The organism is uncultured Streptomyces sp., assembly GCF_947488945.1.
Classification (GTDB): domain Bacteria; phylum Actinomycetota; class Actinomycetes; order Streptomycetales; family Streptomycetaceae; genus Streptomyces.
In genome coordinates, this window is sequence record NZ_CANLBS010000004.1 from 109,903 (window position 1) to 132,747 (window position 22,845).

Here is a 22,845-nt window from a genome sequence, read left to right on the forward strand (position 1 = left end):
GACGATCCGGGAGGGGCGGGCTCAAACGGTTCTGCTGGAACCGGACGCCGACCAACGGTCGGGCGCCGTGCACCGTGAGGTGCCGTGCACCGTCAGACGCTGCGGAAGGCCAGCACCACGTTGTGGCCGCCGAAGCCGAAGGAGTTGTTGATCGCGGCGATCGATCCCTCCGGCAGCGCCTGGGGGGCGTCGCGGACGATGTTGGCGTCCACGTCCGCGTCCAGGTTCTCGATGTTGATGGTCGGCGGGGCCATCCGGTGGTGCAGCGCGAGGACGGTCGCCACCGTCTCGATGCCGCCGGCGCCGCCCAGCAGGTGACCCGTCATCGACTTGGTGCCCGAGATCGCGATGTGGTCGAGGTCGTCGCCCAGGACCTGGCGCAGCGCCTTCACCTCGGCCAGGTCGCCCTGCGGCGTCGAGGTGGCGTGCGCGTTGAGGTGCACGACCTCCGACGGCTTGAGGTCGGTGGAGTCCAGCAGGTTCTGCAGGGCGGCGGCGATACCGCGACCGCTCGGCTCCGGCTGCGCGATGTGGTGGGCGTCGGCCGACAGGCCCTGGCCCAGCACCTCGCAGTAGACCTTGGCGCCGCGCGCGGCGGCGTGCTCGGCCGACTCCAGGACGACCACGCCGGCGCCCTCGCCGAGCACGAAGCCGTCACGGCCCGTGTCGTAGGGGCGCGAGGCCTTCTGCGGATCGTCGTTGTTCTTCGACATCGCCATCATGTTGGCGAACGCGGCGATCGGCAGCGGGTGGATGGCCGCCTCGGTGCCACCGGCGACGACCACGTCGGCACGGCCCGTACGGATCATCTCGACCGCGTAGCCGATGGCCTCGGCGCCGGACGCGCACGCGGAGACCGGAGTGTGCACGCCGGCCTGGGCGTTGACCTCCAGGCCGACGTTGGCCGCCGGGCCGTTCGGCATGAGCATGGGGACGGTGTGCGGGGAGACGCGGCGTACGCCCTTCTCCTTCAGCACGTCGTACTGGTCGAGCAGGGTGATCACACCGCCGATGCCGGAGGCGATGACCGACCCCAGGCGCTCGGGCCGGATCTTCTCGTCCTCACCGGCCTTGCCGGTGAAACCGGCGTCCGCCCACGCCTCACGGGCCGCGATCAGCGCGAACTGCGCCGAGCGGTCCAGCTTGCGGGCGAGCGGCCGGGGCAGGACGTCGCCCGGGTCGACGGCCGCGGTCGCGGCGATCCGGACGGGCAGTTCGGCGAAGCGCTCGCCTTCGAGGGGCTTGACGCCGGAGCGACCGGCCATCAGCCCTTCCCAGGTCGATGCGGAGTCGCCACCCAGCGGAGTGGTTGCGCCGATACCGGTGACGACCACGGTGCGATTGGTCGGGCTCACTGGAAAATCTTCTCCACGTGTAGAGGGTCGTGAATCAGCGGCGCCACCGCCGGGTGGCGACACACGACGGACTGGGGTCAGCCCTGGTGCTTCAGGATGTAGTCGGCGGCGTCGCCGACCGTCTTGAGGTTCTTGACGTCCTCGTCGGGGATCTTGACGTCGAAGCGCTCCTCGGCGGCGACGACGACCTCGACCATGGACAGCGAGTCGACGTCCAGGTCGTCGGTGAAGGACTTGTCCAGCTTGACGTCCTCGACCGGGATACCGGCGATCTCGTTGACGATCTCGGCGAGACCGGTGACGATCTCTTCCTGGGTGGCGGCCATGTGGCGCTCCTTCGGTGTTTATCTGCTGGGTTCGGACGTCCGGACCGGAAGGTCCGGTTGTGCCTAGGGGAGAGTAACGACCGTCGCGGCGTACACGAGACCCGCCCCGAAGCCGATGACGAGCGCGGTGTCGCCGCTCTTCGCCTGACCGGTCGCCAGGAGCCGCTCCATCGCGAGCGGGATCGAGGCGGCGGACGTGTTGCCGGTGGTCTCCACGTCGCGTGCGACGGTGACGTGCTCCGGCAGTTTCAGGGTCTTCACCATCGAGTCGATGATCCGCATGTTGGCCTGGTGCGGAATGAAGACGTCCAGGTCTTGCGGCGAGATCCCGGCGGCGTCCAGCGCCTGCTGGGCGACCTTCGCCATCTCGAAGACGGCCCAGCGGAAGACCGCCTGGCCCTCCTGCGTGATCGCGGGGAACTTCTCCGGCCGCTCGGCGTGGAACACGTCCCACGCCACGGTCTGCTTGATCGTCCCGGACTTGTCGCCCTCGGAACCCCACACGGTCGGGCCGATGGCCGGCTCCTTGGAGGGGCCGACGACGACCGCGCCCGCGCCGTCGCCGAACAGGAACGCCGTGGCACGGTCGTTCAGGTCGGTGAGGTCGCTCAGCCGCTCCACGCCGATGACCAGCACGTACTCGGCCGAGCCCTCGACGATCATGCCCTTGGCGAGGGTCAGGCCGTAGCCGAAGCCCGCGCAGCCGGCCGAGATGTCGAAGGCGGCGGGCTTGCCCGCCCCGATCTTGTGCGCGATGTCGGTGGCGATCGCCGGGGTCTGCGCGAAGTGCGACACCGTCGAGACGACGACGGCGCCGATCTGCTCCGGGTCGATCCCGGCGTCGGCGATGGCCTTGCCCGACGCCTCCACCGACATCGCCGACACGGTCTCCTCCTCGGAGGCCCAGTGGCGGGTCGCGATGCCGGAACGGGAGCGGATCCACTCGTCGGACGAGTCGATCGTCTCGAGGATCACCTCGTTGGGCACCACACGGGTCGGGCGGTAGCCGCCGACCCCCATGATCCGTGCGTACGGGGCGCCCTTGCTGGGCTTGATCTTCGACATGCTCGCGTGCTCCTTAGGCGCCCGCGAGCTCGGACACGAGCGCGCGGGCGGCATCGAGGTCGTCGGGGGTCTTGAGCGCGAGAGTCTTGACACCGGGCAGCGCGCGCTTGGCGAGCCCGGTGAGGGTACCGCCGGGGCACACCTCGATGAGTGCCGTGACACCCAGCCGCTGGAAGGTCTCCATGCACAGGTCCCAGCGGACCGGGTTGGCGACCTGGCCGACCAGCCGCGTCAGGACCTCGGCGCCGGTGGCCACCGTCTCACCGTCGGCGTTGGACACGTAGGTCACGGACGGGTCGGCGGGCGACAGGTCCGCGGCGGCGGCGCGCAGCCGCTCCACGGCCGGGGCCATGTGGTGCGTGTGGAACGCGCCGGCGACCTTCAGCGGCACCACGCGGCGCACGCCCTCCGGCTTGTCCTCGGCGAGCGCGGCGATCTGCTCGGCCGTCCCGGCGGCCACGATCTGCCCGCCGCCGTTCACGTTGGCGGGGGTCAGCCCCAGCTTCTCCAGGTGCGGGACGGTGACCTCGGGGTCGCCGCCCAGCAGTGCGGCCATCCCGGTCTCGGTCACCGCGGCGGCCTCGGCCATGGCGAGCCCGCGGGTCCGCACGAAGCGCAGCGCGGCCTCGGCGCCGAGGACGCCGGCGAACACCGAAGCGGTGATCTCACCGACGCTGTGACCTGCGACGACACCGGGGGAGGCGTCGAGGGCGGAGGCCGACAGGAGACCGGCGGCTACCAGCAGCGGCTGCGCCACCGCGGTGTCACGGATCTCGTCGGCGTCGGCCTTGGTGCCGTAGTGGACGAGGTCGAGCCCGATCGCGTCGGACCACGCCGCGACGCGGTCGGTGGCGCCGGGCAGTTCGAGCCAGGGAGTCAGGAAGCCGGGCGTCTGAGCGCCTTGGCCGGGAGCGACGAGTACGAGCACCCTCACACTCTCTCTTGCGGACGGGCCCGCATGCCCGTGGGGACAGGGACGAAGAACCGTCGGGGGAATTGTTGAATACCGACAAAAGTCTAGGACTGCGTCTCCGCCGCGGCCAAGCGCCCCAGGATGAGGGCGATTCGCAGGGTGAAGGCGGACCGCACGTCGGACGGCGACCACCCGGTGACGTCAGTCACACGTCGCAGCCGGTAGCGCACGGTGTTGGGGTGGACGAAGAGCATCCTCGCCGCGCCCTCCAGGCTGCTGGCCTGTTCCAGGTAGACACTCAGCGTCTCCAGCAGCGCGGACCCCGCCTCTTCCAGCGGTCTGTAGATCTCCTCCACCAACTGGTCGCGGGCGGCGGGGTCGCCGGCCATCGCGCGCTCCGGCAGCACGTCGTCGGCCAGCACCGGCCTCGGCGCGTCCTGCCAGGCCGCGCACGCCTTCATCCCGGCGGCGGCGGCCTGCGCGGACCGGGTCGCGGCCAGCAGGTCCGGCACCACGGGCCCGGCAACCACCGGCCCCGCCGCGTACGGGCCGATCACGCTCTTGGCGACCCGCAGCGGGTTGTCGCTGCCGCCGGCGATCACCACCAGGCGGTTGCCGAGCACCCCGGTCAGCACCTGGAGCTTCGCGCCGCGCGCGGCCCGGCGGATCGCCTCGACGGTCAGCTCGCTGTCCCCGTCGGGGGCGGTGCCGAGGACCACGCAGACGTGCTCGGGGGCGTTCCAGCCGAGCGCCGAGGCGCGGGACACGGCCCCCTCGTCCGCCTCGCCCGACAGCACGGCGTTGACCACCAGCGACTCCAGCCGGGCGTCCCACGCTCCGCGCGCCTCGGCGGCCTGCGCGTAGACCTGGGCGGTGGCGAAGGCGATCTCACGGGCGTACACGAGAAGCGCCTCGCGCAGCACCGACTCGTCGCCGGGCGCCGCGACCTCGTCGATCGCCGTCTCCATGACCTCGATCGTCGTCCGCACCATCTCCACGGTCTGCCGGAGCGTGATCGCCCGGGTCAGCTCGCGGGGCGCGGTGCCGAAGACGTCGGTGGAGATGGCCTGCGGGGTCTCCGGATGCCGGAACCACTCGGTGAACGCGGCGATACCGGCCTGGGCGACCAGGCCGATCCAGGACCGGTTCTCCGGCGGCATCGCCCGGTACCACGGCAGCGTCTCGTCCATGCGGGCGATCGCGTTCGCGGCCAGCCGGCCGGAGGACTGCTCCAGCCGCTTCAGGGTCGCGGTATGCGGGTGGGTGTTGTTGGCAGCGGGCTGCGCGGGATCGGGTCGGGGCACAGCACAAGACTGCCTTATCGGTCCGGCGGTCCGGTGGGGCGGGGCGACGCGGGCCGGGGGAGCGGGGCCCGGACGCGCCCGGTCCGCCGTACGCCCCCCCGGTGCGCGGGCGGCCGGACGGGCCGGGCGGGACAGGACTACCGTGGTCGTGTGATTTCCGTACATCGCGCCGACGAGCGGTACGCGGGCGGGGACGAGGACGCCGGGATCTCCTCCCGCCACGCCTTCTCCTTCGGCTCCTTCTACGATCCGGACAACCTCCGCTTCGGCGCGATCCTCGCCTGCAACGAGGAACGCCTGGCCCCGGGGGCCGGTTTCGACGAACACCCGCACAGCCACACCGAGATCGTCACGTGGGTGGCCGAGGGCGAGCTGACCCACCGCGACTCGGCCGGCCACACCACCCGCGTACGCGCCGGAGACGTCCAGCACCTGAGCGCCGCCGCCGGTGTCCGGCACGTCGAACGCAACGACAAGGACGTCCCGTTGACGTTCGTCCAGATGTGGCTCGCCCCGCTGGAGGCGGGCGGCGAACCGTCCTACGCCCACGTCCCCGGTATCGCCGACTCCACCCCCTACGCCCTGCCCGACGCGGGCGCGATGCTGCACGTCCGCCGGCTCGCGGCGGGCGAACGCGCCTGGGTGCCGGACGCTGCGGGTCTCTACGTCCATGTCGTACGCGGCCGGGTGCTGCTGGCGGGCCAGGAGCTGGGACCGGGCGACTCGGCGCGGATCACCGACGCGTCGGGGCTGGAGCTGGAGGCGGCGGAAGGGGCGGACAGGGCCGAGGCGGTGGAGGGTGCCGAGGTGCTGGTGTGGGAGCTGGGCGGGGTGTGAGGGCACCCGGAGCGGCGCGCCCGGGTCGGCAGGTCCGGGTGGGCACGTCCGAGTGGCGGGTCGTACCTATCGGAGCCCGTCCACGAAAGCGGTCCAGGCGTCAGCGCCCACGGCGACGACGGGCCCGGTGGGGTTCTTGCTGTCGCGGACGGGGACGATGCCGGTGAGGTTGGCAGCCACCTCGACGCATTCACCGCCGGTGCTACCGCTGTGGGTGGACTTCCGCCACGTGGCCCCGCCGGAGACGGTGCACTCGACGCACTCGCCGCCGGTGTTGCCGCTGTAACTCGACGTGCGCCACTGCGCCTTGCTCGGGTCCGGTGCGTTCATCACGTCGCTCCTCAGTGAGGTGAGGAGGCGATGCTGCCCCGCCCGGCTGAGGAGTAATCGGGCGCGGCGGGTCGTACCTACCGGAGCCCGTCCACGAAAGCGGTCCAGGCGTCAGCGCCCACGGCGACGACGGGCCCGGTGGGGTTTTTGCTGTCGCGGACGGGGACGATGCCGGTGAGGTTGGCAGCCACCTCGACGCAGTCGCCGCCGTTGGTCCCGCTGTACGACGATGTGCACCACTGCGCGTCCGTCAGATCAGGACTGTGCCCCATACCGTTCCTCCATCACGCGTGCGATCAGGGCCGCAGAGCTCTCGGGGGAGAGAGCTGCCGCTTGCAGGCGAGCGTAGCCCACTGAACGCTCCCTGATCACTTGCGGGTTGGCGGTCATATGACCCTGGTCATAGCTGTCCACGTAGAACAGATCAGGGTCATCTTCAAACCTGAGGAGATTGAACGTGCCCATCATCCCTGTGTGCTGGCCGATCGAAAACGGTAGAACCTGAATCTGAACCCATGGGGCATCACGAAAGTCCAACAACCGGCTCAGTTGTCTTCGCATAACACCATGCCCACCGACCTCCTGGAATAGTGCGGCTTCACTCAGCAGGACCCATAGGGCCGGAGGCTGCTCTCGTTGCAGGATGCGCTGGCGGTCCATCCTGGCGGCCACCATCTCATCCGCTTTGACCGGGTGGTCCACGCTGATCAGTGCCCGCGCGTACTCCTCCGTCTGTAGCAGCCCGTAGACCAACTGCGCCTGGTAGGTGGAGATGTACGTGGCGCGGGCCTCCATCTCCGCGTACGCCTGGAACCAGGTGGGGAGTTGGCTGCGCAGGACGAGTCCGACGAGGCGGGAGAAGACCCCGCCGGTGCCGAGTGCGGCGTCGGCGCGTTCGGAGAAGTCGCGGGTGGGCAGCTTCTTCGTCGTCTCGATCTGGCCGATCAACGAGCCCGTGCAGAAGATGATCTCGCCCAGGCGGTCCTGGGTGAGACCGGCGGCCTCGCGTTGGCGGCGCAGTTCCCAGCCGTAGAAGTCCAGCGGGGACGCGGCGGGGTCGAGCGACTGGATGTTGACCACCGGGGGGACCTCCGACGTCCAACGCCTCGCGGCGTTAGGTTCAGTAGGTAGCCGAGCGTAGTCGTTCTGCTGCACGCTGGTGACATGAATCACGTAACTGCCGCTTCGGTGTTCTTCGACCGGCGCTCCGGTGATGTATCCCCCTCGCAGTCGCGAAGGCACGGGGACCCGGTCTACCGTGGCGAGTTCGCCATCGCCGAACACTCGGCCCGGCATCTGCGCCGCATCCTGCGCCTCTACCTCAAGGGATGGGAGCTGCTCGCCGTCGCGGAGGCGGCCGAACTGGCGCTCACCGAACTCATCGCGAACGTCGTGCGGCACGTCCCCGACCGCCGCTGCCAGACCCTGATCATCCTGCTGCCGGAGGGCGGTGTGCGGGTGGAGGTGACGGACGGCGGCCCCGAGCTGCCCCGGCCGGTCACCGACGGTGACCTGCTGGCCGAGGGCGGCAGGGGGCTGGTGCTGCTCGACGCCGTGACCGACGCGTGGGGCGTGGAGGAGCGTCCGGTCGGCGGCGGGAAGACAGTGTGGTTCGAGTGCCTGGCCGCCGGACGGACCGCCGATACCGGCGGTTACCTGGCCGAGAGCTCGGCCAGCACCGCGTCCGTGAACGGCGTCCACGCCTCCGCCGCCCACGGTCCGAAGGCGCGGTCGGTCAGGGCGACGCAGGCTGCGCCCGCCACCGGGTCGATCCAGAAGAACGTGCCGGACTGACCGAAGTGGCCGAAGGTCGCGGGCGAGGACGTGTTCCCGGTCCAGTGCGGGGACTTGGAGTCGCGGATCTCGAAGCCGAGGCCCCAGTCGTTGGGGTTCTGGTGGCCGTAGCCCGGCAGCACGCCCTTGAGCCCCGGATGCACCACGGTCTGTGCCTCCAGCACGGTGCGCGGGTCGAGCAGCCGGGGGGCCTGCACCTCGGCGACGAACCGGACGAGGTCGTCCACGGTGGAGACGCCGTCCTTGGCGGGCGAGCCCTCCAGTGCCGTCGCCGTCATACCGAGCGGTTCGAGCACCGCCTCGCGCACGTACTGCGGGAACGGGATGCCGGACGCCTTGGCGAGGTGCTCGCCGAGCACCTCGAAACCGGCGTTGGAGTAGAGGCGGCGGGTGCCGGGGGCGGCGGTCGCCCGGTGCTCGTCGAAGGCCAGCCCGCTGGTGTGGGCGAGCAGGTGGCGGACGGTGGAGCCTTCGGGGCCGGCCGGCTCGTCCAGTTCGACGGCCCCTTCCTCGTACGCCACCAGTACCGCGTACGCCGCGATCGGCTTGGTGACCGAGGCCAGGGGGAAGCGGTGGCCGGTCGGGCCGTGTGTGCCGAGGACCGTGCCGTCCGCGCGTACGACGGCCGCCGCGGCGGTGGGGACGGGCCAGTTCTCGATCATCGCCAGACTCTGCATGCGTACGAGCCTAGACGGCCGGGTCGGGGAGGCGTACGGGGCGCCGGACGTGGGCGCGGGCGGGACGGTGCCATGGAGGCACTTGCTTGGAGTGCACTCGAAGGTTCTAGCGTGGAGGGCATGACGGTGACGCAGAGCATGTCCGGGGCGACCACGGCCGACTGCCGGCGGCGGGCCGCTCCACCGTCGCTCGAACCCGGGCGGCGGGGCGGCTACACCATCAGCGAGGTCGCCGCCGCCACCGGGCTCTCCGCGCACACCCTGCGCTGGTACGAGCGGATCGGGCTGATGCCGCACGTTGACCGGTCGCACACCGGGCAACGGCGGTTCACCGAGCGTGACCTCGACTGGCTCGGTTTCGTCGGCAAGCTCAGACTGACAGGGATGCCGGTCGCGGACATGGTGCGGTACGCGGAACTGCTCCGCGAGGGCGAGCACACCTTCGAACAGCGGCAGGAACTGCTGGAGGCGACCCGTCGCGACGTCACGGCGCGGATCGCGGAACTCCGCGACACCCTCGCCGTCCTGGACCACAAGATCGACTTCTATGCGAGCGCCCGCAAGGCGCCCGAAAGGCCGTGTGACTGATGACGGACAGCAAACTTCCTCTCGTACGGCTCGGCTCCGACGGTCCCCTGGTGGGCATCCAGGGCCTCGGCTGCATGGGCATGAGCGAGTTCTACGGAAAGACCGACGAGGCGGCCGCCCGCGACACCCTGGAGGCGGCGCTGGAGGCGGGCGTCACCCTGTTCGACACCGCCGACATATACGGGCGCGGCGCCAACGAGGAGTTCCTCGCCCCGTTCGTCGCCGCGCACCGGGACGAGATCACCCTCGCCACCAAGTTCGCCGTCGAGCGGACCGACGACCCGCACTACCGAGGGCTGCGCAACGACCCCGCCTACATCAAGCAGGCGGTCGAGGCGAGCCTGCGCCGGCTCGGCACCGACGTGATCGACCTCTACTACATGCACCGACGCGACCCGCAGGTCCCGTTCGCCGAATCCGTGGGCGCGATGGCCGAGTTGGTGCGCGAGGGCAAGGTCAAGCACCTCGGGCTCAGCGAGGTGACCGGTGCCGAACTGCACGAGGCGTACGCGGTGCACCCGATCGCGGCTCTCCAGTCCGAGTGGTCGATCTTCAGCCGGGACGTGGAGATCAGCGCGGTGCCGGCGGCCGTCGAGCGCAACGTCTCCCTCGTGCCCTACTCCCCGCTGGGCCGGGGGTTCCTCACGGGCGCCTTCGCGGACGCGGGCAAGGACCTCGGACCCGACGACTTCCGGGCGTACCAGCCCCGGTTCACCGGTGAGAACGCCAAGACCAACGCCGCCCTCCTGGAGCCGGTCCGCCGCATCGCGCAGGCGCACGGAGCGACCCCCGCCCAGGTGGCGCTGTCCTGGGTCCACCACCGGGCCCGTACCTACGACATCGCCGTCGTCCCGATTCCCGGCACCCGCAAGCGCAGCCGCCTGATGGAGAACGTCGGCGCGGTCGCTCTGACCCTCACCGACGCCGAACTCGCCGAGTTGGAGCCCATCGCGGGCAAGGTCGCCGGCGACCGCTACCCCGACATGAGCAGCACGTCGGCGGCGCGGGAGTAGGTGCGACGCAAACCCTGCGAAGGGCTCCGGCGGGCTGCCCTCCGGGCGACGGATCATGGTCCGTCGCCCGGGGGTTTCGCCAGAATTGGGGCAGGTACCTGACACTTGAGCTTTCAACATCCGCCCTGTTAGCGTGAGTTCGACGTCCAGGGAATGGAGATCCCATGCGGTTGAAGGCCCTCGCCCTTGCAGCGGTACCCGTAGCGTTCCTCGGCGTGATGGCCGCTGCGCCCAGCGCGTCGGCCTGGTCGCCCGGCAACTGCCCGCAGGGGTCCTTCTGCGTCTGGCCGGACTTCTGGTACGGCGACACCGACCAGCCCCCGTCGCTGGCGACCACGACCGAATGGTCCGGTGACGCTCCCGGCCACATCTTCTACAACCGCACCTCGCAGCAGGTCACGATGACCTACTACCTCGACCGGGACGAGGGACAGGGGCCCGCGTACACGGCGTGCGTCAACAGGGAGACGGGCAGCTACTTCACCACCCCCGTGACCGTCACCGACATCAGCTGGCGCGTGGACGACGGCAGCCCCTGCTGGTGACCCTCGCGGGGCTCGTGGCGTCCTGCCGTGACGGGCTGTCAAGGAGTGGTCGTCGGGTGCGCCTTGGCGGTTGGCCGGTCCGCCCGGCCCGGTCGCGTGGCCCGTCCCTCAAAATCGAGGGTGACGGCCCGTCGGGCGCACGGCACACTGCTCCCATGCGCATAGAAGTGATCACACTGGTGCTGGTCTGTGCGGCGGGGGCGATCTCCGCCGTCGTCCAGGCCCGCAAGGGGGCGTGGTGGGTGGTCGCGGGCACTCTGCTGCACACCCTCGCTCTGGTGGTGGGGCTGTACGGCGGGGTGGACCGGGGGATCACGCTGTGCCTGTGGCTGGGGGGCGCGCTCGTGCTCGCGGGCTTCGGGGCGGAAGCCATGGCCCACCGCCGCTCCCCGGTCCCGGTCCCGGTCCCGGGCGGGGACGGAGTGGTCTCGAGCTGAGGGCGTGCGTGGCGTGCTCCCGGCGGCGCACCGAGGGCTTCCTCTTTTCACCACGAATCCCGACGACTTCGAGGGACTGGACGACTTCCTCACCGTGGTGCCGGTTGCCCGCCCGAGAACACAACCCCAGGTCTGATTCCGAGCCGGAGCAGTTCGGAACCGCGAGGGTCGATGCCGAACGGACGAAGGGCGGCCCCGAGGGGCGTCAGGAACTCAGCGCCGGGCGTGACGGATCCGCAGCCGTCCGAACCCCATGGTCCCGGAGATCCGGATCGTGGGGCCGCCGGGGCGGGGATGGCGTGGAGGGCGGTAGCGCGTGTCCTTCCAGCCGGTGACCAGTTCCTCGACGTCGACCACCGCGTCGCGCGGTACCGTGATCGAGGCCCTGCCGGTGCCGAGCTGCAATTCGATGTCGACCAGGCCGTGTTCGAAGACCGCCCGTGACAGATCGAGGCGGACCCTGCCCATCGCGGACTCGACCTTCAGGCGCCGGGGTACCCGCCATGCTCCGCGCCGCTTGATCCGGCCGGCGGCGGCCCCGATCGTGGCGGTGGACTCCGGCTTCTCCGCCGGAAGGGCGCCCAGCGCCGACACCAGCTCCTCCCGCGTACCGACGGTGAGCACCCGGTGGAGCCGTTCGTCCAACTCCTCGTGCGTGACGTGCCCTTCGGCGTAAGCCTCCTGCAACCGCCGCACGGCGGCGTCACGGTCGTCTTCGCCGATCAACGGCGTCCGGTCGTCCGGCGTGGCGGTCACCGTTTCACTCTACTGCCGGGACGCGGACGTGGGCGTGGACATGAACGGGGCGACCCCGCCGCCCCGCACGGCGTTCGAGGGAAGGTGTCCGACCGGTGTGCCATTCTGCCGCCCATGAGAATGACCTGGGGCGACTTCTGGTCGCTGATCGGCACCTTGGAGGGCAAGGCCGACCGGGAGGGCTGCGGGCGGCTCGCCGACAAGCTGAGCCGCCGCTCCGTCCCAGACATCATCGGCTTCGCCGAGCGCCATGCCGAGGCCCTTCACCGGCTGGACCAGGAGAAGTTCGGCATGCTGCCCGTCGCGGACCTGACGGATCGCGACGGCGGCCCCTTCCCCCAGTCCGCCGACCACTTCCTGTACGCGCGCTGCGCCGTGGTCGCCGCCGGCCGGGAGGTCTGGGAGCGCGTCTTCTTCGACGTCGGCGCTTTCGCTCCGTACACCTCGACGCGATACGACGGCGAGTGGCTTCTGTACGTGGTGGACGAGGCGTACGAGAAGGCCACGGGCCGTGCGTGGGAACGCACCACCCGGTACTGCTTCGAGACCTTCTCCAACCTCGACGGATGGCCGCACCTGCGGGACCGGACCGCATAGGCGCGGCCCCCGGCCCTCGCCCTCACGCCCATCCCAGCGCGAACACCGCGAACCCCGCCGCCAGTACCCCCGCCGCCACGCGGCGGGCGTGCGACGTGCGGGTGCCGGTGCGCCAAGGGGACTCGAAGTGGCGGGTGCGGCGGGCGATCAGGACCAGCAGGCCGGCGAAGACGGGCATCCAGGCGACGCGGGCCAGTATCCAGCCCGCCGTCACCGGGCCGGTGGTGAGACCCGGCACGCCGCCGAGGAACGAGGCCGGGACGGCGGCGGCCAGCAGGGCCGTCTGGTGCCAGCAGAGGATCGTCATCGCCGACAGGTTGATCACGACGACCGGCGCCCACAGCGCGGGGCGGCGCAGCAGTCGGCCGATCCGTCCGTGCAGCAGGATCGCCGCGCCGCTCTGCGCGGCGGCCAGCGCCAGCACCAGCAGCGACGGCGGGTGGGAGTTGGTGCGCGTCTCGCCCGGTACACCGACCATGGACGCCGGGTAGTGGAAGACCACCAGCAGCACCGCGAACAGCACCGCGCCCCCGGCCAGCAGCAGCCGCGCCCCGCGCCGCCCGATGCGGCCTTCGCCCCAGGAGACACCCAGTTGGTAGGCGAACAGCCAGCCGGGGAGGATGTTCAGCACGCTGAGCCAGGACGGCACGGCTTCCGCGTACGGTCCGTACCGCAGGAAGTCCGTCACGGCGACCGCGCCGAGCAGCGGGGCCGCCGCCCAGCCGCCCATCCGCCGGGCGGCGGCGACGCAGTACGGGGTGAGGGCGGTGACCACGAGATACACGCCGACGAACCACAGCGGCTGGATCACCAGCGTCGCCCCGGTCCGCAGGGTGTCGCCCGGCACCCCCAGCGTCCTCAGCACCGGTATCAGCAGCGCCCAGACCGCCGTCACCCCGAGCACCGGCCGCCCCAGGCGGGCGATCCGGCCCCGCAGCCACGCGGCGGTGGTGGCGGGACGGCGGCGGTAGGAGAGCACCGAGGCGTAGCCGCCGACCAGAAAGAAGATGCCCAGCATCTGGAGGATCCAGCTCGCCGGGGCGAGGAACCCGAAGGCGGAGAGCGGACTCGCGTTGTGCAGGGCGCCGGAGCCGTCGCGGGTGAAGCCGCCGAGCAGCCAGTGACCGGTCGGCACCGCCAGCAGGGCGAGGGCGCGCAGGCCGTCCACGGCGCGGTCGCGGTGGGCGGGGGTGCCCGCCTCGACGCGGGCGGCCAGCTTGGTCAGGGCGGCGGGGGCGCTCATCGGGCGCTCCCCTCGGCGATGGCGGCGAACGCGCGCAGCGAGTCGGTGCCGGGGGCGAAGTAGCCGGTGTGGCCGTGCGCGTCCCGCGCGGGAACCCGGCGGGCGCCGAACTCCGGCGCCGTGGGATCGGTGCCGTGCCCGAGCCCGGCGAACTCGACGTGCGGCACGTCGTCGATCCAGTCGGTGGGGTCCTTCGCGGCCCACACGCGGGCGTCGGTCCGCAGAGCGGCCACGTCGTCCGCGCGCATGCCGGGGGAGCCCAGCACCACCACGTCGGCGGCCCCCATCCGGTGGGCGGCCAGGCCGCAGACGACGGAGCCGTAGCTGTGGCAGAACACCGCCGGCCGGGGCAGTCCGTCCGCGGCGAGCCCGGCCGTGAGCCGGGCCAGCCGGTCGGCCCCGGCCTCCGCCAGCCTGCCGGTCGCCGCGTCCACGCCGACGCCGAGCGGAGTGGTGTAGCCGGCCCAGGCGATCACCGCCGTGGAGCCGGCCGCGCCGCCCGTCGCCGCGTACAGCGACGTGGCCATGCCGGCCGGGGTGCCGTACGGATCGCTGCTCCGGTCGAACGTACCGGCGTCGATGTCCGACCCCGGCACGACGACGGACACCCGCCGGGCGGAACGGAGTTCGCCGAACACCTCGGCCACCAGGCCGCGCCCGCGCGGGTCGAGCGCGAGGATTTGCCGGCCGTCCTCGGCGAGCCTGCGGTAACGCGGGTCGTCGCTCCGCAGGGCGGTCATGCGGTTCGCCCGGTACCGGAGTTCGAGCGGCACCCCGTCCAGGTTGCCCACCACCGAAGGGTGGCGGGCGACCAGGGCGTCGCGCTGAGCCGACGCCAACGTGGCGAAGAAGGACGCCACTTCAGCGGGTGCGGCCCGCTGGGGGTCGGGCAGCCGGTGGCCGTCCACCGCGTCGGCGCGCCACCCTGCGGTGCCCGGTGGCGGCCCGGTCAGAGGGCGCTGCGCGTCCCCCGACGCCCAGCCGGCCGTACCCGTCACCACGGTGGTCGCCAGCGCGACCGTGACCAGCGTCCTTGCGAACCGGCGCATCCGGCTCTCCCTCCTCGTCGGCGCCGCGCCGGGCGGCGCGACCGGGAGGAAGGTACGAAGCGGACGCCTCCCCGGACGTCACCCCGGAGAGCCAACCGCCGGGGGGTACCGGGGTAGGGGGTGTACCGGTCGGACGCGCCCGCGCGGGGCCGGCCGGAGCGGGGCGGCAGTCGGAAGCGCCCGACGCCCGACGCCCGCGTGCGGGAACGGGAGCCGGCGCGGGCAAGCCCGCGCGGGGCGGGCGCGACGGCCGGTGGGCACCCGCGCGGGCGGGCGCGCGGCGCTGCCAGGTGGCGGCCTTGGCGAGCTGCCAGCTGGGCACCCGCGCGGGCGGGCGCGCGGCCGCGCCTACGCCCCGTCGTCGCCCGGTGCCACCACGCCCGACTCGTAGGCGAAGATGACCAGTTGGGCCCGGTCGCGCAGGGCGAGCTTGGCCAGCAGACGGCCCACGTGGGTCTTCACGGTCTGCTCGGCGAGGACCAGACGGCCCGCGATCTCCTGGTTGGACAGGCCGCGGGCGATCAGCTCCAGGACCTCGGTCTCGCGCGGGGTGAGACCGTTCAGCCGGAGCGCGGGACCGGTCCGGGAACGGCCGGCGGGCCGTTGGGCGGCGAAGTCCGCGATCAGGCGGCGGGTGACGGACGGCGCCAGCAGCGCGTCGCCCGCCGCCACCACGCGCACCGCCGCGATCAGGTCGGCCGGCGGCGCGTCCTTCAGCAGGAAACCCGAGGCACCGGCGCGCAGCGCCTCGTACACGTAGTCGTCCACGTCGAAGGTGGTCAGCATCAGCACCTTCGGGCGGTGCTCCACGCCGACCGGCGGGTTCAGCAGCTCGCGGGTGGCGGCCAGGCCGTCCATCTCCGGCATCCGCACGTCCATCAGCACCACGTCCGGCCGGGTGGAGCGGCCCACCTCCACGCCCCGGCGGCCGTCGGCGGCCTCGCCGACCACGTCGATGTCGCTCTGCGCCGACAGCAGCGCGGCGAACCCCGCCCGCACCATGGCCTGGTCGTCGACGACGATCACACGGATGGTCACTGGTCCTGTTCCTCCGGGGGCAGGGGAGCGGCGGCCGGGTCCAGCGGGAGGCGGGCGGCGACCCGGAAGCCGCCCTCGGCCAGCGGCCCGGTGTCCAGCGTGCCGCCGGTCAACCGTACGCGTTCCCGCATGCCGACCAGCCCGTGCCCGGTGCCCGTCGTCTCCAGCGGGGCGACCGGCCCGTCGGTGGGACCGTTGACGACCAGCACCGTCAGCGCGCCGTCCTCCGCCCGCACCGACACCCGGGTGGCCGCCCCCGGCGCGTGGCGCACGACGTTGGCCAGCGCCTCCTGCACGATGCGGTACGCGTGCAGATCCACCGCCGTCGGTACCTCGGCCTGTGCCACGGCCACCGACAGGTCCACCGGCGTGCCCGCCCGCACGGTCGCCTCCACCAGCGGCGCGAGCCGGTCGAGCCCCGGCTGCGGGGCGCGTTCGCCCCGCACGTCCTCGCTCCGCAGCACCGACAGCAGCCGCCGCATCTCGGTCAGCGACTCGCGGGCGCTCGCCGCGATCGCGGTGAACTCGCCGCGCGCCTCGTCCGACAGTCCGGCGATCCGGTACGGGGCGGAATCCGCCTGCACCGTGATCACCGACATGTGGTGGGCGACCACGTCGTGCAACTCCCGTGCGATACGGGTGCGTTCCTCCAGCAGGGTGCGGCGGGCCCGCTCGTCCTCGCTGATCGTCTCCTGCTCAGCCAGCCGCCGCTGGGCGACCCCGCGCTCGCGGACCGCGGCGCCGATGACGACGACGACCCCGCCGAGCAGGAACAGCAGCAGCGCGCTCCCGTCCGCGCGGCCCGGCGCGACCAGGAACAGCAGCAGCCCGGCGGCGCCGTTGGCGAGCCAGGCGGCGACCACGGTGGTGCGGGTCTCGCGCAGGCCGAGCGCGAGCAGGACGAACAGGTAGCCGATGAGGGTCGGAGGCGGCCACGGCCACGCGAGGTGCGGCCCGCCCTCCCGGGCCAGCAGCACCAGGGCGCCGAGGAGATCGGCGGGGAAGACGATCCACCACGCCTGCAACGGCCGGTGCGCCAGCATCAGCAGGGGCGCGGCCTGGGCGACGGCGACCGCCGCCGCGACCGCTCCGGGCACGTGGTGGTCGTGCGCCAGGACGGTGAGGGTGACCGGCAGCAGGGCTGCGGTCAGCGCGACGACGGCCGCGTACGGGATCAGCCGCTGCCAGAGCCGGGGAGCCCCGGAGAGCAGCGGGGTGGCGGGATGGGACATGTGGGACAGCCCGTGGGCCAGCTCGCGCAGATTGCGGCGGGCGGCGGTCAGGAGGCCGTCGGCGGGGGCGGGGGCGGGTGTGGTGGGCATGGCCCGGCCAGCGTAAGCAGCGGCCCCGCGCCCCGGCGTCATACCGGAGTGCCGAGTCGACGCCCCGGTGTCACCCCCGGGTACGGGGTCGGGGCGGCGCGACCACCAGGTCCCGGCCCTACAGCTCCGCCAGCAACTGCGCCTTCTTTGCGCTGTACTCCCCGTCCGTCACCAGGCCCGCGCCGTGCAGCTCGCCGAGGTGACGGATGCGCTCGGCGACGTCCGCCGGATCGCTGCGGCCCGCCCCGACCGGGACGGCGGGGACCGGGGTGGGCCGGGCGCGTCGCAGCGACTCCAGCACGGCCGCGGCGAACGGCAGCGACTCGTGGACCGGGCCGTACCCCCGGCCGAACAGGACCGCCGTCGGGTCCTGGTCCACCGGCGGGGCGGCACCGGGCGCACCGCCCGCCACCTGCCCGACGGACCCCGGCGCGAGGACCGCCGCCGCGGGGGAGGTCACGGGTATCGCGGTGCCCGGCCCGGCCGGGGCGGCCCCCGCCGGCGTACGCGGCAGCAGGCGCAGGTACCCCTCGGCGGACTCGGGCGACCGCCACTCGATACCGGCCAGTTCGCCCACCGGGAAGGTCTGGTCGCCCGCCTTCCACTTGGCGCTCGACGCTCCGGTCCAGGACCAGCGGAAGGAGACGGCCGAACCGTCGAATCCGGCCCGGCCGTCGTACGCCTTGAAGTGCAGCGGGCCCTCGGGCGCGGCGACCAGGAACCGGTCGGCGGGCTCCGCCGCGTCCGGTCCGAGCGCCCCGCGCAGCCCGGCGGCGAGCGAGACGGCCGCCGCCTCGTGCTCCGGCGGTACGACCAGGCGGAACGGGTCGTTCCCCTCCGCCAACTGCCCCGCCGCGGCCTCCGTCAGAGGGTCGGCGCCGGCTCTCGGCACGGCGTGCACCACCACCGTGCCCCGCTTGCCCGGAGTCAGTGTCACCGCCGCCAGCGCCGCATACGGAATGCGCCGTTCCCGCAAGCTCTGGAAGAGCTTCGGCGTGCGAATGCCCCGTTCGAAGCGGATGAGCACGGAGTCGGTGTCGAACTCCCAGGTGGCATGATTTCCGGCCAGCGCTTCACCCATGTGCCTCATCGTATGCGGCACGGGCCGCCACGTCCCCCCTCGGTGCCGTTCCCGGTTGGCCCGCCGTTCACCGGGCTCTACGCGCGTCGGACTTCTTCCCCGCCGGAGATTCCCCCGTTGCAGGCGCTCCCGGCGCCCGCGCAGTTCACCGCGTCGTACGCTCCGACGCCGATGGCGGCGAAGTTCCGCAGGCTCTCCGTGCCCGGTACGAAGTAGCCGCTGTGGCCCAGCGCGTCGCCCGCCGACACGATCCGGGCGCCGAACGCGGGATCGACCGGATCGGCCCCGTGCCCCAGACCGCCGAACTCCAGGTGGGGCACGTCCGCGATCCAGTCGCCCCGGTCGCGGGTCGCCCACACCCGGGCGTCCGTGCCCAGCCGCGCCGCACTCGCGGCCCGCATCCCCGGACTGCCGGCCACCGCGATGTCGCTGACCCGGGAGGGCAGTTCGTGCGCCGCGACCCCGCACACCACGGAGCCGTAGCTGTGGCAGAACAGCGAGACCTCGGACGCGCCGGGCAGCGACGAGACGAAGGCGTCCAGCCGCACCGCCCCCTGCGCGGCGAGTCCGCCGAGCGCGGCGTCCATGCCGAGACCGGCCGGGGCGGTGTAGTCGGCCCACGCCACCACGGCGGTGCGGGCACCGGGATCGGCCGCGCGCTCCGCGCCGTACAGCGACCGGGCCATGCCGACCGGGGCGCTGTACTCACGGGTGGTGCGTTCCAGCGTCAGCAGACCGGTGTCCACCCCCGGCACCAGCACCGAGACCCGGTCCGCCCGGTCGAGATCGCCGAACACCTCCGCCGCGCGCCCCTTGCCGGACGGGTCGAAGGCCAGGATCTGACGGTCCGCCGCCAGCAGCGAGGTGAAGCGTTCCAGCCGCATCCGCGCTTCGCCGCGGCCGGCCGGGGAGAGGTCCGCGTTCCGCGTCCGGGCCCGCTCCACCGCCAGCGCCTGACGCAGCGCCACCCGGTTCGCCCGGTAACGCAGAGTGACGGGTGCGCCGTCGAGGTTTCCGACGACGAGCGGATAACGGTCGGCGAGCCGGTCGCGCTGCGCCTGGGTCAGCGCGGCGAAGTACCGCGAGAGCCGGCCCGGTCCGGCGTCGGCGTCCGGCACCGCGTGCCCCGCCATCCGCGCCGCCGTCCAGGAGGCGAGAGCGATCTCGCGCGGCTCGTCAGGGCGGTGATCGCGCAGTGCGGTCCATCCGGTGGTCGCCAGCATCACGAACACGACCGCGACGGCGAGCAGCGCGCGCCAGGCGAGGAGGGTGGGGGAGGTGTCGAAGGAAGTCACTGCGCCACACCCTAGGAGAAATGCGGGCACAATCGTTACCGAGGTGACACACGCCACTCCATGGGGGTACGAGGGCCCGAGCAAGCGTCACGCTGGGTAACCGTGCAGGGGTGGGTGCGGCGTGGCCCTACGGGGCGGCGACGACGCCCGGCCGCTCCGGCGCGACCCCGGCGGACGGGCGGGCGACCCCGGCGGGCGGACCGGCCTTCCCGGCGGGCAGGCGGGCCTGACGGTGGTCCGCCGCACGCCAGTCACCGGCGAGCGCGGGACCCAGCTGGCCGAGATGCAGCTCGGTCAGCTCCCGCAGCGACTCGACGCTGGTGTCGCTGCCACGTCCCCACACCTGCCCGGTCACCCGCATCGCGCCGAAGAACGCGGCGACCGCCACCCGCGGCCTCGGGTCCTGCTCCACGTCCACGCCCTCCCGCTCCGCGACGAGCGCGGCGATCCGGCGTTCCAGCGCCATGCCGCGCCGCATGTGGGCGGCCACCAGGGCGGGGGTCGACTCGATCATCCGGTAGGTGCGCATGTGGAGGTCGACACTGATCAGGGCCTCCAGGGTCTCCCCGATCCTGCTCCACATGCACCGGGCGGCCCGGCGCATCGCGTCGAACGGCGGTTCGCCCAGCGGGCGGGCGCGCAGCTCCTCCAGGAAGGCGGCCTCCACCGTCTCCTGGACGGCGAAGGCGACCTCCTCCTTGCTGGCGAAGTAGCGGAAGAACGTCCGCTGGGACACGTCCACCACCTCGACGATCTCGTCGACGGTCGTCCGGTCGTACCCCTGGGCCTGGAACAGGTCGAGAGCGGCCAGCAGCAGGGCCTCGCGGGTGCGCCGCTTCTTGCGCTCCCGCAGCCCGAGCCGGCACTCGGCCACCTGCCGTTTCATCGCTGACCTGCCCTCTTTCCACCGCGATCGGGGTGGCCAGCTTACTGGCGCGCTACGCGTCAGTTACTGACGTGTGAACGTGTTTGTCAACTGTCAGTCACTGTCACTAGTCTCCCGGTCATGAATAGTCAGACGACCGTCGAGAAGGCTTCGCGGGAGCCCGAAGACAGCCTTGCCCCCGCCCCCGCGAAAGGACTGCGCGGCCACCCCTGGCTGACGCTGTTCGCCGTGGCCATCGGCGTGATGATGGTCGCGCTCGACGGCACGATCGTCGCGATCGCCAACCCCGCCATCCAGCAGGACCTCGGCGCCTCGCTCGCCGACGTGCAGTGGATCACCAACGGCTACATGCTCGCCCTCGCGGTGTCGCTGATCACCGCGGGCAAGCTCGGTGACCGGTTCGGCCACCGTCAGACCTTCCTCATAGGCGTGGTCGGCTTCGCCGCCGCGTCCGGGGCCATCGGCCTCTCGGACAGCGTCACGCTGGTCATCGTCTTCCGTGTGCTCCAGGGGCTCTTCGGCGCCCTGCTGATGCCGGCCGCCCTCGGCCTGCTGCGCGCCACCTTCCCGGCCGAGAAGCTGAACATGGCGATCGGCATCTGGGGCATGGTCATCGGCGCCTCCACCGCGGGCGGCCCGATCCTCGGCGGCGTGCTGGTCGAGCACGTGAGCTGGCAGTCCGTCTTCTTCATCAACGTGCCCGTCGGCGTGGTCGCGCTGCTGCTCGGACTGGTCATCCTGCGCGACCACCGGGCCGAGAACGCGCCCCGGTCCTTCGACATCGGCGGCATCGTGCTGCTGTCGCAGGCGATGTTCTGCCTCATCTGGGCCCTCATCAAGGGAGCCGAGTGGGGCTGGGGCGACTACAAGACCCTCGGCTTCCTCGGTGCCGCCCTCGTCCTCTTCATCGTCTTCGCGCTCTCCCAGAAGAACGTGCGCGAACCGCTGATCCCGCTGGCGATGTTCAAGTCCGTCCCGCTCTCCGCCGGCGTCGTGCTCATGGTGCTGATGGCCTTCGCCTTCCTCGGCGGACTCTTCTTCGTCACCTTCTACCTCCAGAACGTGCACGGGATGAGCCCCGTCGACAGCGGCCTGCACCTGCTGCCGCTGACCGCGATGATGATCGTCGCCTCGCCGCTGGCCGGCGTCCTCATCACCCGGTTCGGCCCGCGCGTCCCGCTCGTCGGCGGCATGGTCTGCACCGCGGTCGCCATGTTCGGGATGTCCCAGCTCAGCGTCACCACCGGCACGCTGACGATGTCGGTCTGGTTCGGCCTGCTCGGCCTCGGCCTCGCCCCCGTCATGGTCGGCGCCACCGAGGTCATCGTCGGCAACGCCCCGATGGAGCTGTCCGGTGTGGCCGGCGGCCTCCAGCAGGCCGGCATGCAGATCGGCGGCAGCCTCGGCACCGCGGTGCTCGGCGCCGTCATGGCCTCCAGCGTCGACAACCAGCTCGCCGGGAACTGGTCGGCCGCCGGACTGCCCGAAGTCTCCGACGCCCAGCTGGAACAGTCCTCCTCGGCCATCGAGGTCGGCATGCCGCCGATCGCCCCCGGCACCCCGCCGGAGATCGCCGCGAAGATCACCCAGGTCGCGCAGGACACCTTCGTGTCCGGCATGGGCACCGCCTTCACCGTGGCGGGCGTCGTCGCCGTCTTCGCGGCGCTGGTCGCCCTGTTGACGAAGCGGGGGGCCAACGCCGAGGCCGGCGCGGGGGTCGGCCACATCTGACCCGCCCCGGACGTGCGTCCCCGCACGGCCCCACGCCCTTGCGCGTCAACCCCGTACGCACGACAACCCCGCCGGAGGAACCGGCGGGGTTGTCGTGTATCAGGGTGGTCCGCACCCCCGGCCCTTCCGCCCGGCCACCGCCGCGGGTCAGGCTCCGGTCGTCGAAACGCATCTTCACGACCAGCACGGGGGAACCACCATGCGCACCATCGTCGTCACCGCCGCCCTGGCGCTCACCGCACTCGTCCCGCCCGCCGCCGCCCTGGCGCCCGCGGGCCCGGCCGCCACCGCCGCCGGCCCCGTCCGGGCTTCCGGCGGGAAGCTGGGGGAGTGCGGGGCCGGGCAGCTCTGCCTCTGGGCGAAGCCCGACTTCACCGGCGCCCGCACCCTCCACGAAATCTCCGCCGTCGACATCGAGAGCTGCGTGCCGCTGCCGGCCGGGACCACCGCCCAGTCGCTCGCCAACCGCACCGGGCGGCCCGTCACCACCTACCAGTCCGCCGAATGCGGGGAGACCGGCGAGTTCGAGACGTATCCCGGCGGCGGCACCTGGACACCGCGCTCGCCCTACCAGGTGAGGGCGTTCAAGATCTGGGAGAGCTGACCGGGCCCGGCACGCACGGAGGCGGCGGAGCCGATGTGGCTCCGCCGCCTCCCTGGTCC

General features: G+C 72.5%; 24 protein-coding genes and 2 pseudogenes. 9 read left to right on the forward strand and 17 right to left on the reverse strand.

Annotated elements, in window-relative coordinates; all coding sequences use genetic code 11:
* Positions 1-92: 92 nt before the first annotated feature.
* The 5 genes from fabF to Q0994_RS07165 all read right to left on the reverse strand — a co-directional run bounded on the left by fabF (position 93) and on the right by Q0994_RS07165 (position 4,963).
* Positions 93-1,355 carry a beta-ketoacyl-ACP synthase II gene (gene fabF, locus Q0994_RS07145; protein WP_299530474.1) on the reverse strand — a complete coding sequence of 421 codons (1,263 nt, stop codon included), beginning with the start codon at positions 1,353-1,355 and terminating at the stop codon, positions 93-95.
* Between the two features lie 77 nt (positions 1,356-1,432).
* Entirely contained in the window at positions 1,433-1,681 is a 249-nt protein-coding gene (locus tag Q0994_RS07150) for an acyl carrier protein (RefSeq protein WP_266807180.1), read from the reverse strand.
* 63 nt (positions 1,682-1,744) lie between these two features.
* Positions 1,745-2,746: a ketoacyl-ACP synthase III gene (locus tag Q0994_RS07155; RefSeq protein WP_299530478.1), complete on the reverse strand. Its 1,002-nt coding sequence runs from the start codon at positions 2,744-2,746 to the stop codon at positions 1,745-1,747.
* 13 nt (positions 2,747-2,759) lie between these two features.
* Complete coding sequence (locus tag Q0994_RS07160; RefSeq protein WP_299530481.1) at positions 2,760-3,674, reverse strand: ACP S-malonyltransferase; 915 nt, start codon at positions 3,672-3,674, stop codon at positions 2,760-2,762.
* 89 nt (positions 3,675-3,763) lie between these two features.
* Positions 3,764-4,963: a CdaR family transcriptional regulator gene (locus Q0994_RS07165; RefSeq protein WP_299530483.1), complete on the reverse strand. Its 1,200-nt coding sequence runs from the start codon at positions 4,961-4,963 to the stop codon at positions 3,764-3,766.
* Positions 4,964-5,113: 150 nt separating this feature from the next.
* Between Q0994_RS07165 and Q0994_RS07170 the strand changes: the two genes are divergently transcribed.
* On the forward strand, positions 5,114-5,800 hold the full coding sequence (locus Q0994_RS07170; RefSeq protein WP_299530486.1) for a pirin family protein: 687 nt from the start codon (positions 5,114-5,116) through the stop codon (positions 5,798-5,800).
* Between the two features lie 66 nt (positions 5,801-5,866).
* On the opposite strand, the gene Q0994_RS07175 is transcribed toward Q0994_RS07170, so the two are convergent.
* The 3 genes from Q0994_RS07175 to Q0994_RS07185 all read right to left on the reverse strand — a co-directional run bounded on the left by Q0994_RS07175 (position 5,867) and on the right by Q0994_RS07185 (position 7,210).
* Positions 5,867-6,130 (reverse strand): DUF397 domain-containing protein, encoded by a 264-nt coding sequence (locus Q0994_RS07175; protein ID WP_299530489.1) that lies wholly within the window; start codon positions 6,128-6,130, stop codon positions 5,867-5,869.
* Positions 6,131-6,207: 77 nt separating this feature from the next.
* Positions 6,208-6,402 carry a DUF397 domain-containing protein gene (locus Q0994_RS07180; RefSeq protein ID WP_299530491.1) on the reverse strand — a complete coding sequence of 65 codons (195 nt, stop codon included), beginning with the start codon at positions 6,400-6,402 and terminating at the stop codon, positions 6,208-6,210.
* Positions 6,386-7,210: a helix-turn-helix transcriptional regulator gene (locus tag Q0994_RS07185; protein WP_299530493.1), complete on the reverse strand. Its 825-nt coding sequence runs from the start codon at positions 7,208-7,210 to the stop codon at positions 6,386-6,388. Before Q0994_RS07185 ends, Q0994_RS07180 begins: the two co-directional genes overlap by 17 nt.
* A gap of 192 nt (positions 7,211-7,402) precedes the next feature.
* Here Q0994_RS07185 and Q0994_RS07190 point away from each other — a divergent pair.
* Positions 7,403-7,753 (forward strand): annotated as a pseudogene (locus Q0994_RS07190) (ATP-binding protein); the annotation flags it as partial.
* A 29-nt stretch (positions 7,754-7,782) separates the two neighbouring features.
* Here the strand turns inward: Q0994_RS07190 and Q0994_RS07195 are convergent.
* On the reverse strand, positions 7,783-8,601 hold the full coding sequence (locus tag Q0994_RS07195) for a serine hydrolase (RefSeq protein ID WP_299530496.1): 819 nt from the start codon (positions 8,599-8,601) through the stop codon (positions 7,783-7,785).
* A 111-nt stretch (positions 8,602-8,712) separates the two neighbouring features.
* On the opposite strand from Q0994_RS07195, the gene Q0994_RS07200 reads away from it, so the two are divergent.
* The 4 genes from Q0994_RS07200 (at position 8,713) to Q0994_RS07215 (ending at position 11,184) form a co-directional block, all read left to right on the forward strand.
* Entirely contained in the window at positions 8,713-9,189 is a 477-nt protein-coding gene (locus Q0994_RS07200; protein ID WP_299530498.1) for a MerR family transcriptional regulator, read from the forward strand.
* The gene (locus Q0994_RS07205; RefSeq protein WP_299530500.1) at positions 9,189-10,202 is read left to right on the forward strand and encodes an aldo/keto reductase; all 1,014 of its coding nucleotides are present in this window, start codon (positions 9,189-9,191) and stop codon (positions 10,200-10,202) included. The genes Q0994_RS07200 and Q0994_RS07205 overlap by 1 nt, the downstream gene beginning before the upstream one ends.
* 164 nt (positions 10,203-10,366) lie before the next feature.
* Positions 10,367-10,747 carry a hypothetical protein gene (locus Q0994_RS07210; protein WP_299530502.1) on the forward strand — a complete coding sequence of 127 codons (381 nt, stop codon included), beginning with the start codon at positions 10,367-10,369 and terminating at the stop codon, positions 10,745-10,747.
* A gap of 155 nt (positions 10,748-10,902) precedes the next feature.
* Positions 10,903-11,184 (forward strand): hypothetical protein, encoded by a 282-nt coding sequence (locus Q0994_RS07215; RefSeq protein ID WP_299530504.1) that lies wholly within the window; start codon positions 10,903-10,905, stop codon positions 11,182-11,184.
* A gap of 213 nt (positions 11,185-11,397) precedes the next feature.
* On the opposite strand, the gene Q0994_RS07220 is transcribed toward Q0994_RS07215, so the two are convergent.
* Positions 11,398-11,940 carry a DUF1707 domain-containing protein gene (locus Q0994_RS07220; RefSeq protein ID WP_299530506.1) on the reverse strand — a complete coding sequence of 181 codons (543 nt, stop codon included), beginning with the start codon at positions 11,938-11,940 and terminating at the stop codon, positions 11,398-11,400.
* A 114-nt stretch (positions 11,941-12,054) separates the two neighbouring features.
* Between Q0994_RS07220 and Q0994_RS07225 the strand changes: the two genes are divergently transcribed.
* Positions 12,055-12,537 carry a DUF4240 domain-containing protein gene (locus Q0994_RS07225; RefSeq protein ID WP_299530508.1) on the forward strand — a complete coding sequence of 161 codons (483 nt, stop codon included), beginning with the start codon at positions 12,055-12,057 and terminating at the stop codon, positions 12,535-12,537.
* A 22-nt stretch (positions 12,538-12,559) separates the two neighbouring features.
* Here Q0994_RS07225 and Q0994_RS07230 read toward each other — a convergent pair whose 3' ends face one another.
* From Q0994_RS07230 to Q0994_RS07260, 7 genes and pseudogenes are all read right to left on the reverse strand, one after another.
* Positions 12,560-13,780 carry an acyltransferase gene (locus tag Q0994_RS07230; protein WP_299530511.1) on the reverse strand — a complete coding sequence of 407 codons (1,221 nt, stop codon included), beginning with the start codon at positions 13,778-13,780 and terminating at the stop codon, positions 12,560-12,562.
* Complete coding sequence (locus tag Q0994_RS07235; RefSeq protein ID WP_299530513.1) at positions 13,777-14,829, reverse strand: alpha/beta hydrolase; 1,053 nt, start codon at positions 14,827-14,829, stop codon at positions 13,777-13,779. The genes Q0994_RS07230 and Q0994_RS07235 overlap by 4 nt, the downstream gene beginning before the upstream one ends.
* A 348-nt stretch (positions 14,830-15,177) precedes the next feature.
* The gene (locus tag Q0994_RS07240) at positions 15,178-15,867 is read right to left on the reverse strand and encodes a response regulator transcription factor (protein ID WP_299530515.1); all 690 of its coding nucleotides are present in this window, start codon (positions 15,865-15,867) and stop codon (positions 15,178-15,180) included.
* Positions 15,864-17,189 (reverse strand): sensor histidine kinase, encoded by a 1,326-nt coding sequence (locus Q0994_RS07245; RefSeq protein WP_299530517.1) that lies wholly within the window; start codon positions 17,187-17,189, stop codon positions 15,864-15,866. The genes Q0994_RS07240 and Q0994_RS07245 overlap by 4 nt, the downstream gene beginning before the upstream one ends.
* A gap of 118 nt (positions 17,190-17,307) precedes the next feature.
* Positions 17,308-18,270: a DUF4429 domain-containing protein gene (locus Q0994_RS07250; RefSeq protein WP_299530519.1), complete on the reverse strand. Its 963-nt coding sequence runs from the start codon at positions 18,268-18,270 to the stop codon at positions 17,308-17,310.
* Positions 18,271-18,347: 77 nt separating this feature from the next.
* Positions 18,348-19,565, reverse strand: coding sequence for an alpha/beta hydrolase (locus Q0994_RS07255; RefSeq protein ID WP_299530522.1), 1,218 nt, complete (start codon positions 19,563-19,565; stop codon positions 18,348-18,350).
* A 244-nt stretch (positions 19,566-19,809) separates the two neighbouring features.
* Positions 19,810-20,451 (reverse strand): annotated as a pseudogene (locus Q0994_RS07260) (TetR family transcriptional regulator); the annotation flags it as partial.
* Positions 20,452-20,571: 120 nt separating this feature from the next.
* Between Q0994_RS07260 and Q0994_RS07265 the strand changes: the two are divergent.
* Together Q0994_RS07265 and Q0994_RS07270 are read left to right on the forward strand one after the other, a co-directional pair.
* Positions 20,572-22,182: an MFS transporter gene (locus tag Q0994_RS07265; RefSeq protein WP_299530524.1), complete on the forward strand. Its 1,611-nt coding sequence runs from the start codon at positions 20,572-20,574 to the stop codon at positions 22,180-22,182.
* A 199-nt stretch (positions 22,183-22,381) separates the two neighbouring features.
* Positions 22,382-22,786 carry a peptidase inhibitor family I36 protein gene (locus Q0994_RS07270; RefSeq protein ID WP_299530526.1) on the forward strand — a complete coding sequence of 135 codons (405 nt, stop codon included), beginning with the start codon at positions 22,382-22,384 and terminating at the stop codon, positions 22,784-22,786.
* Positions 22,787-22,845: the final 59 nt, after the last annotated feature.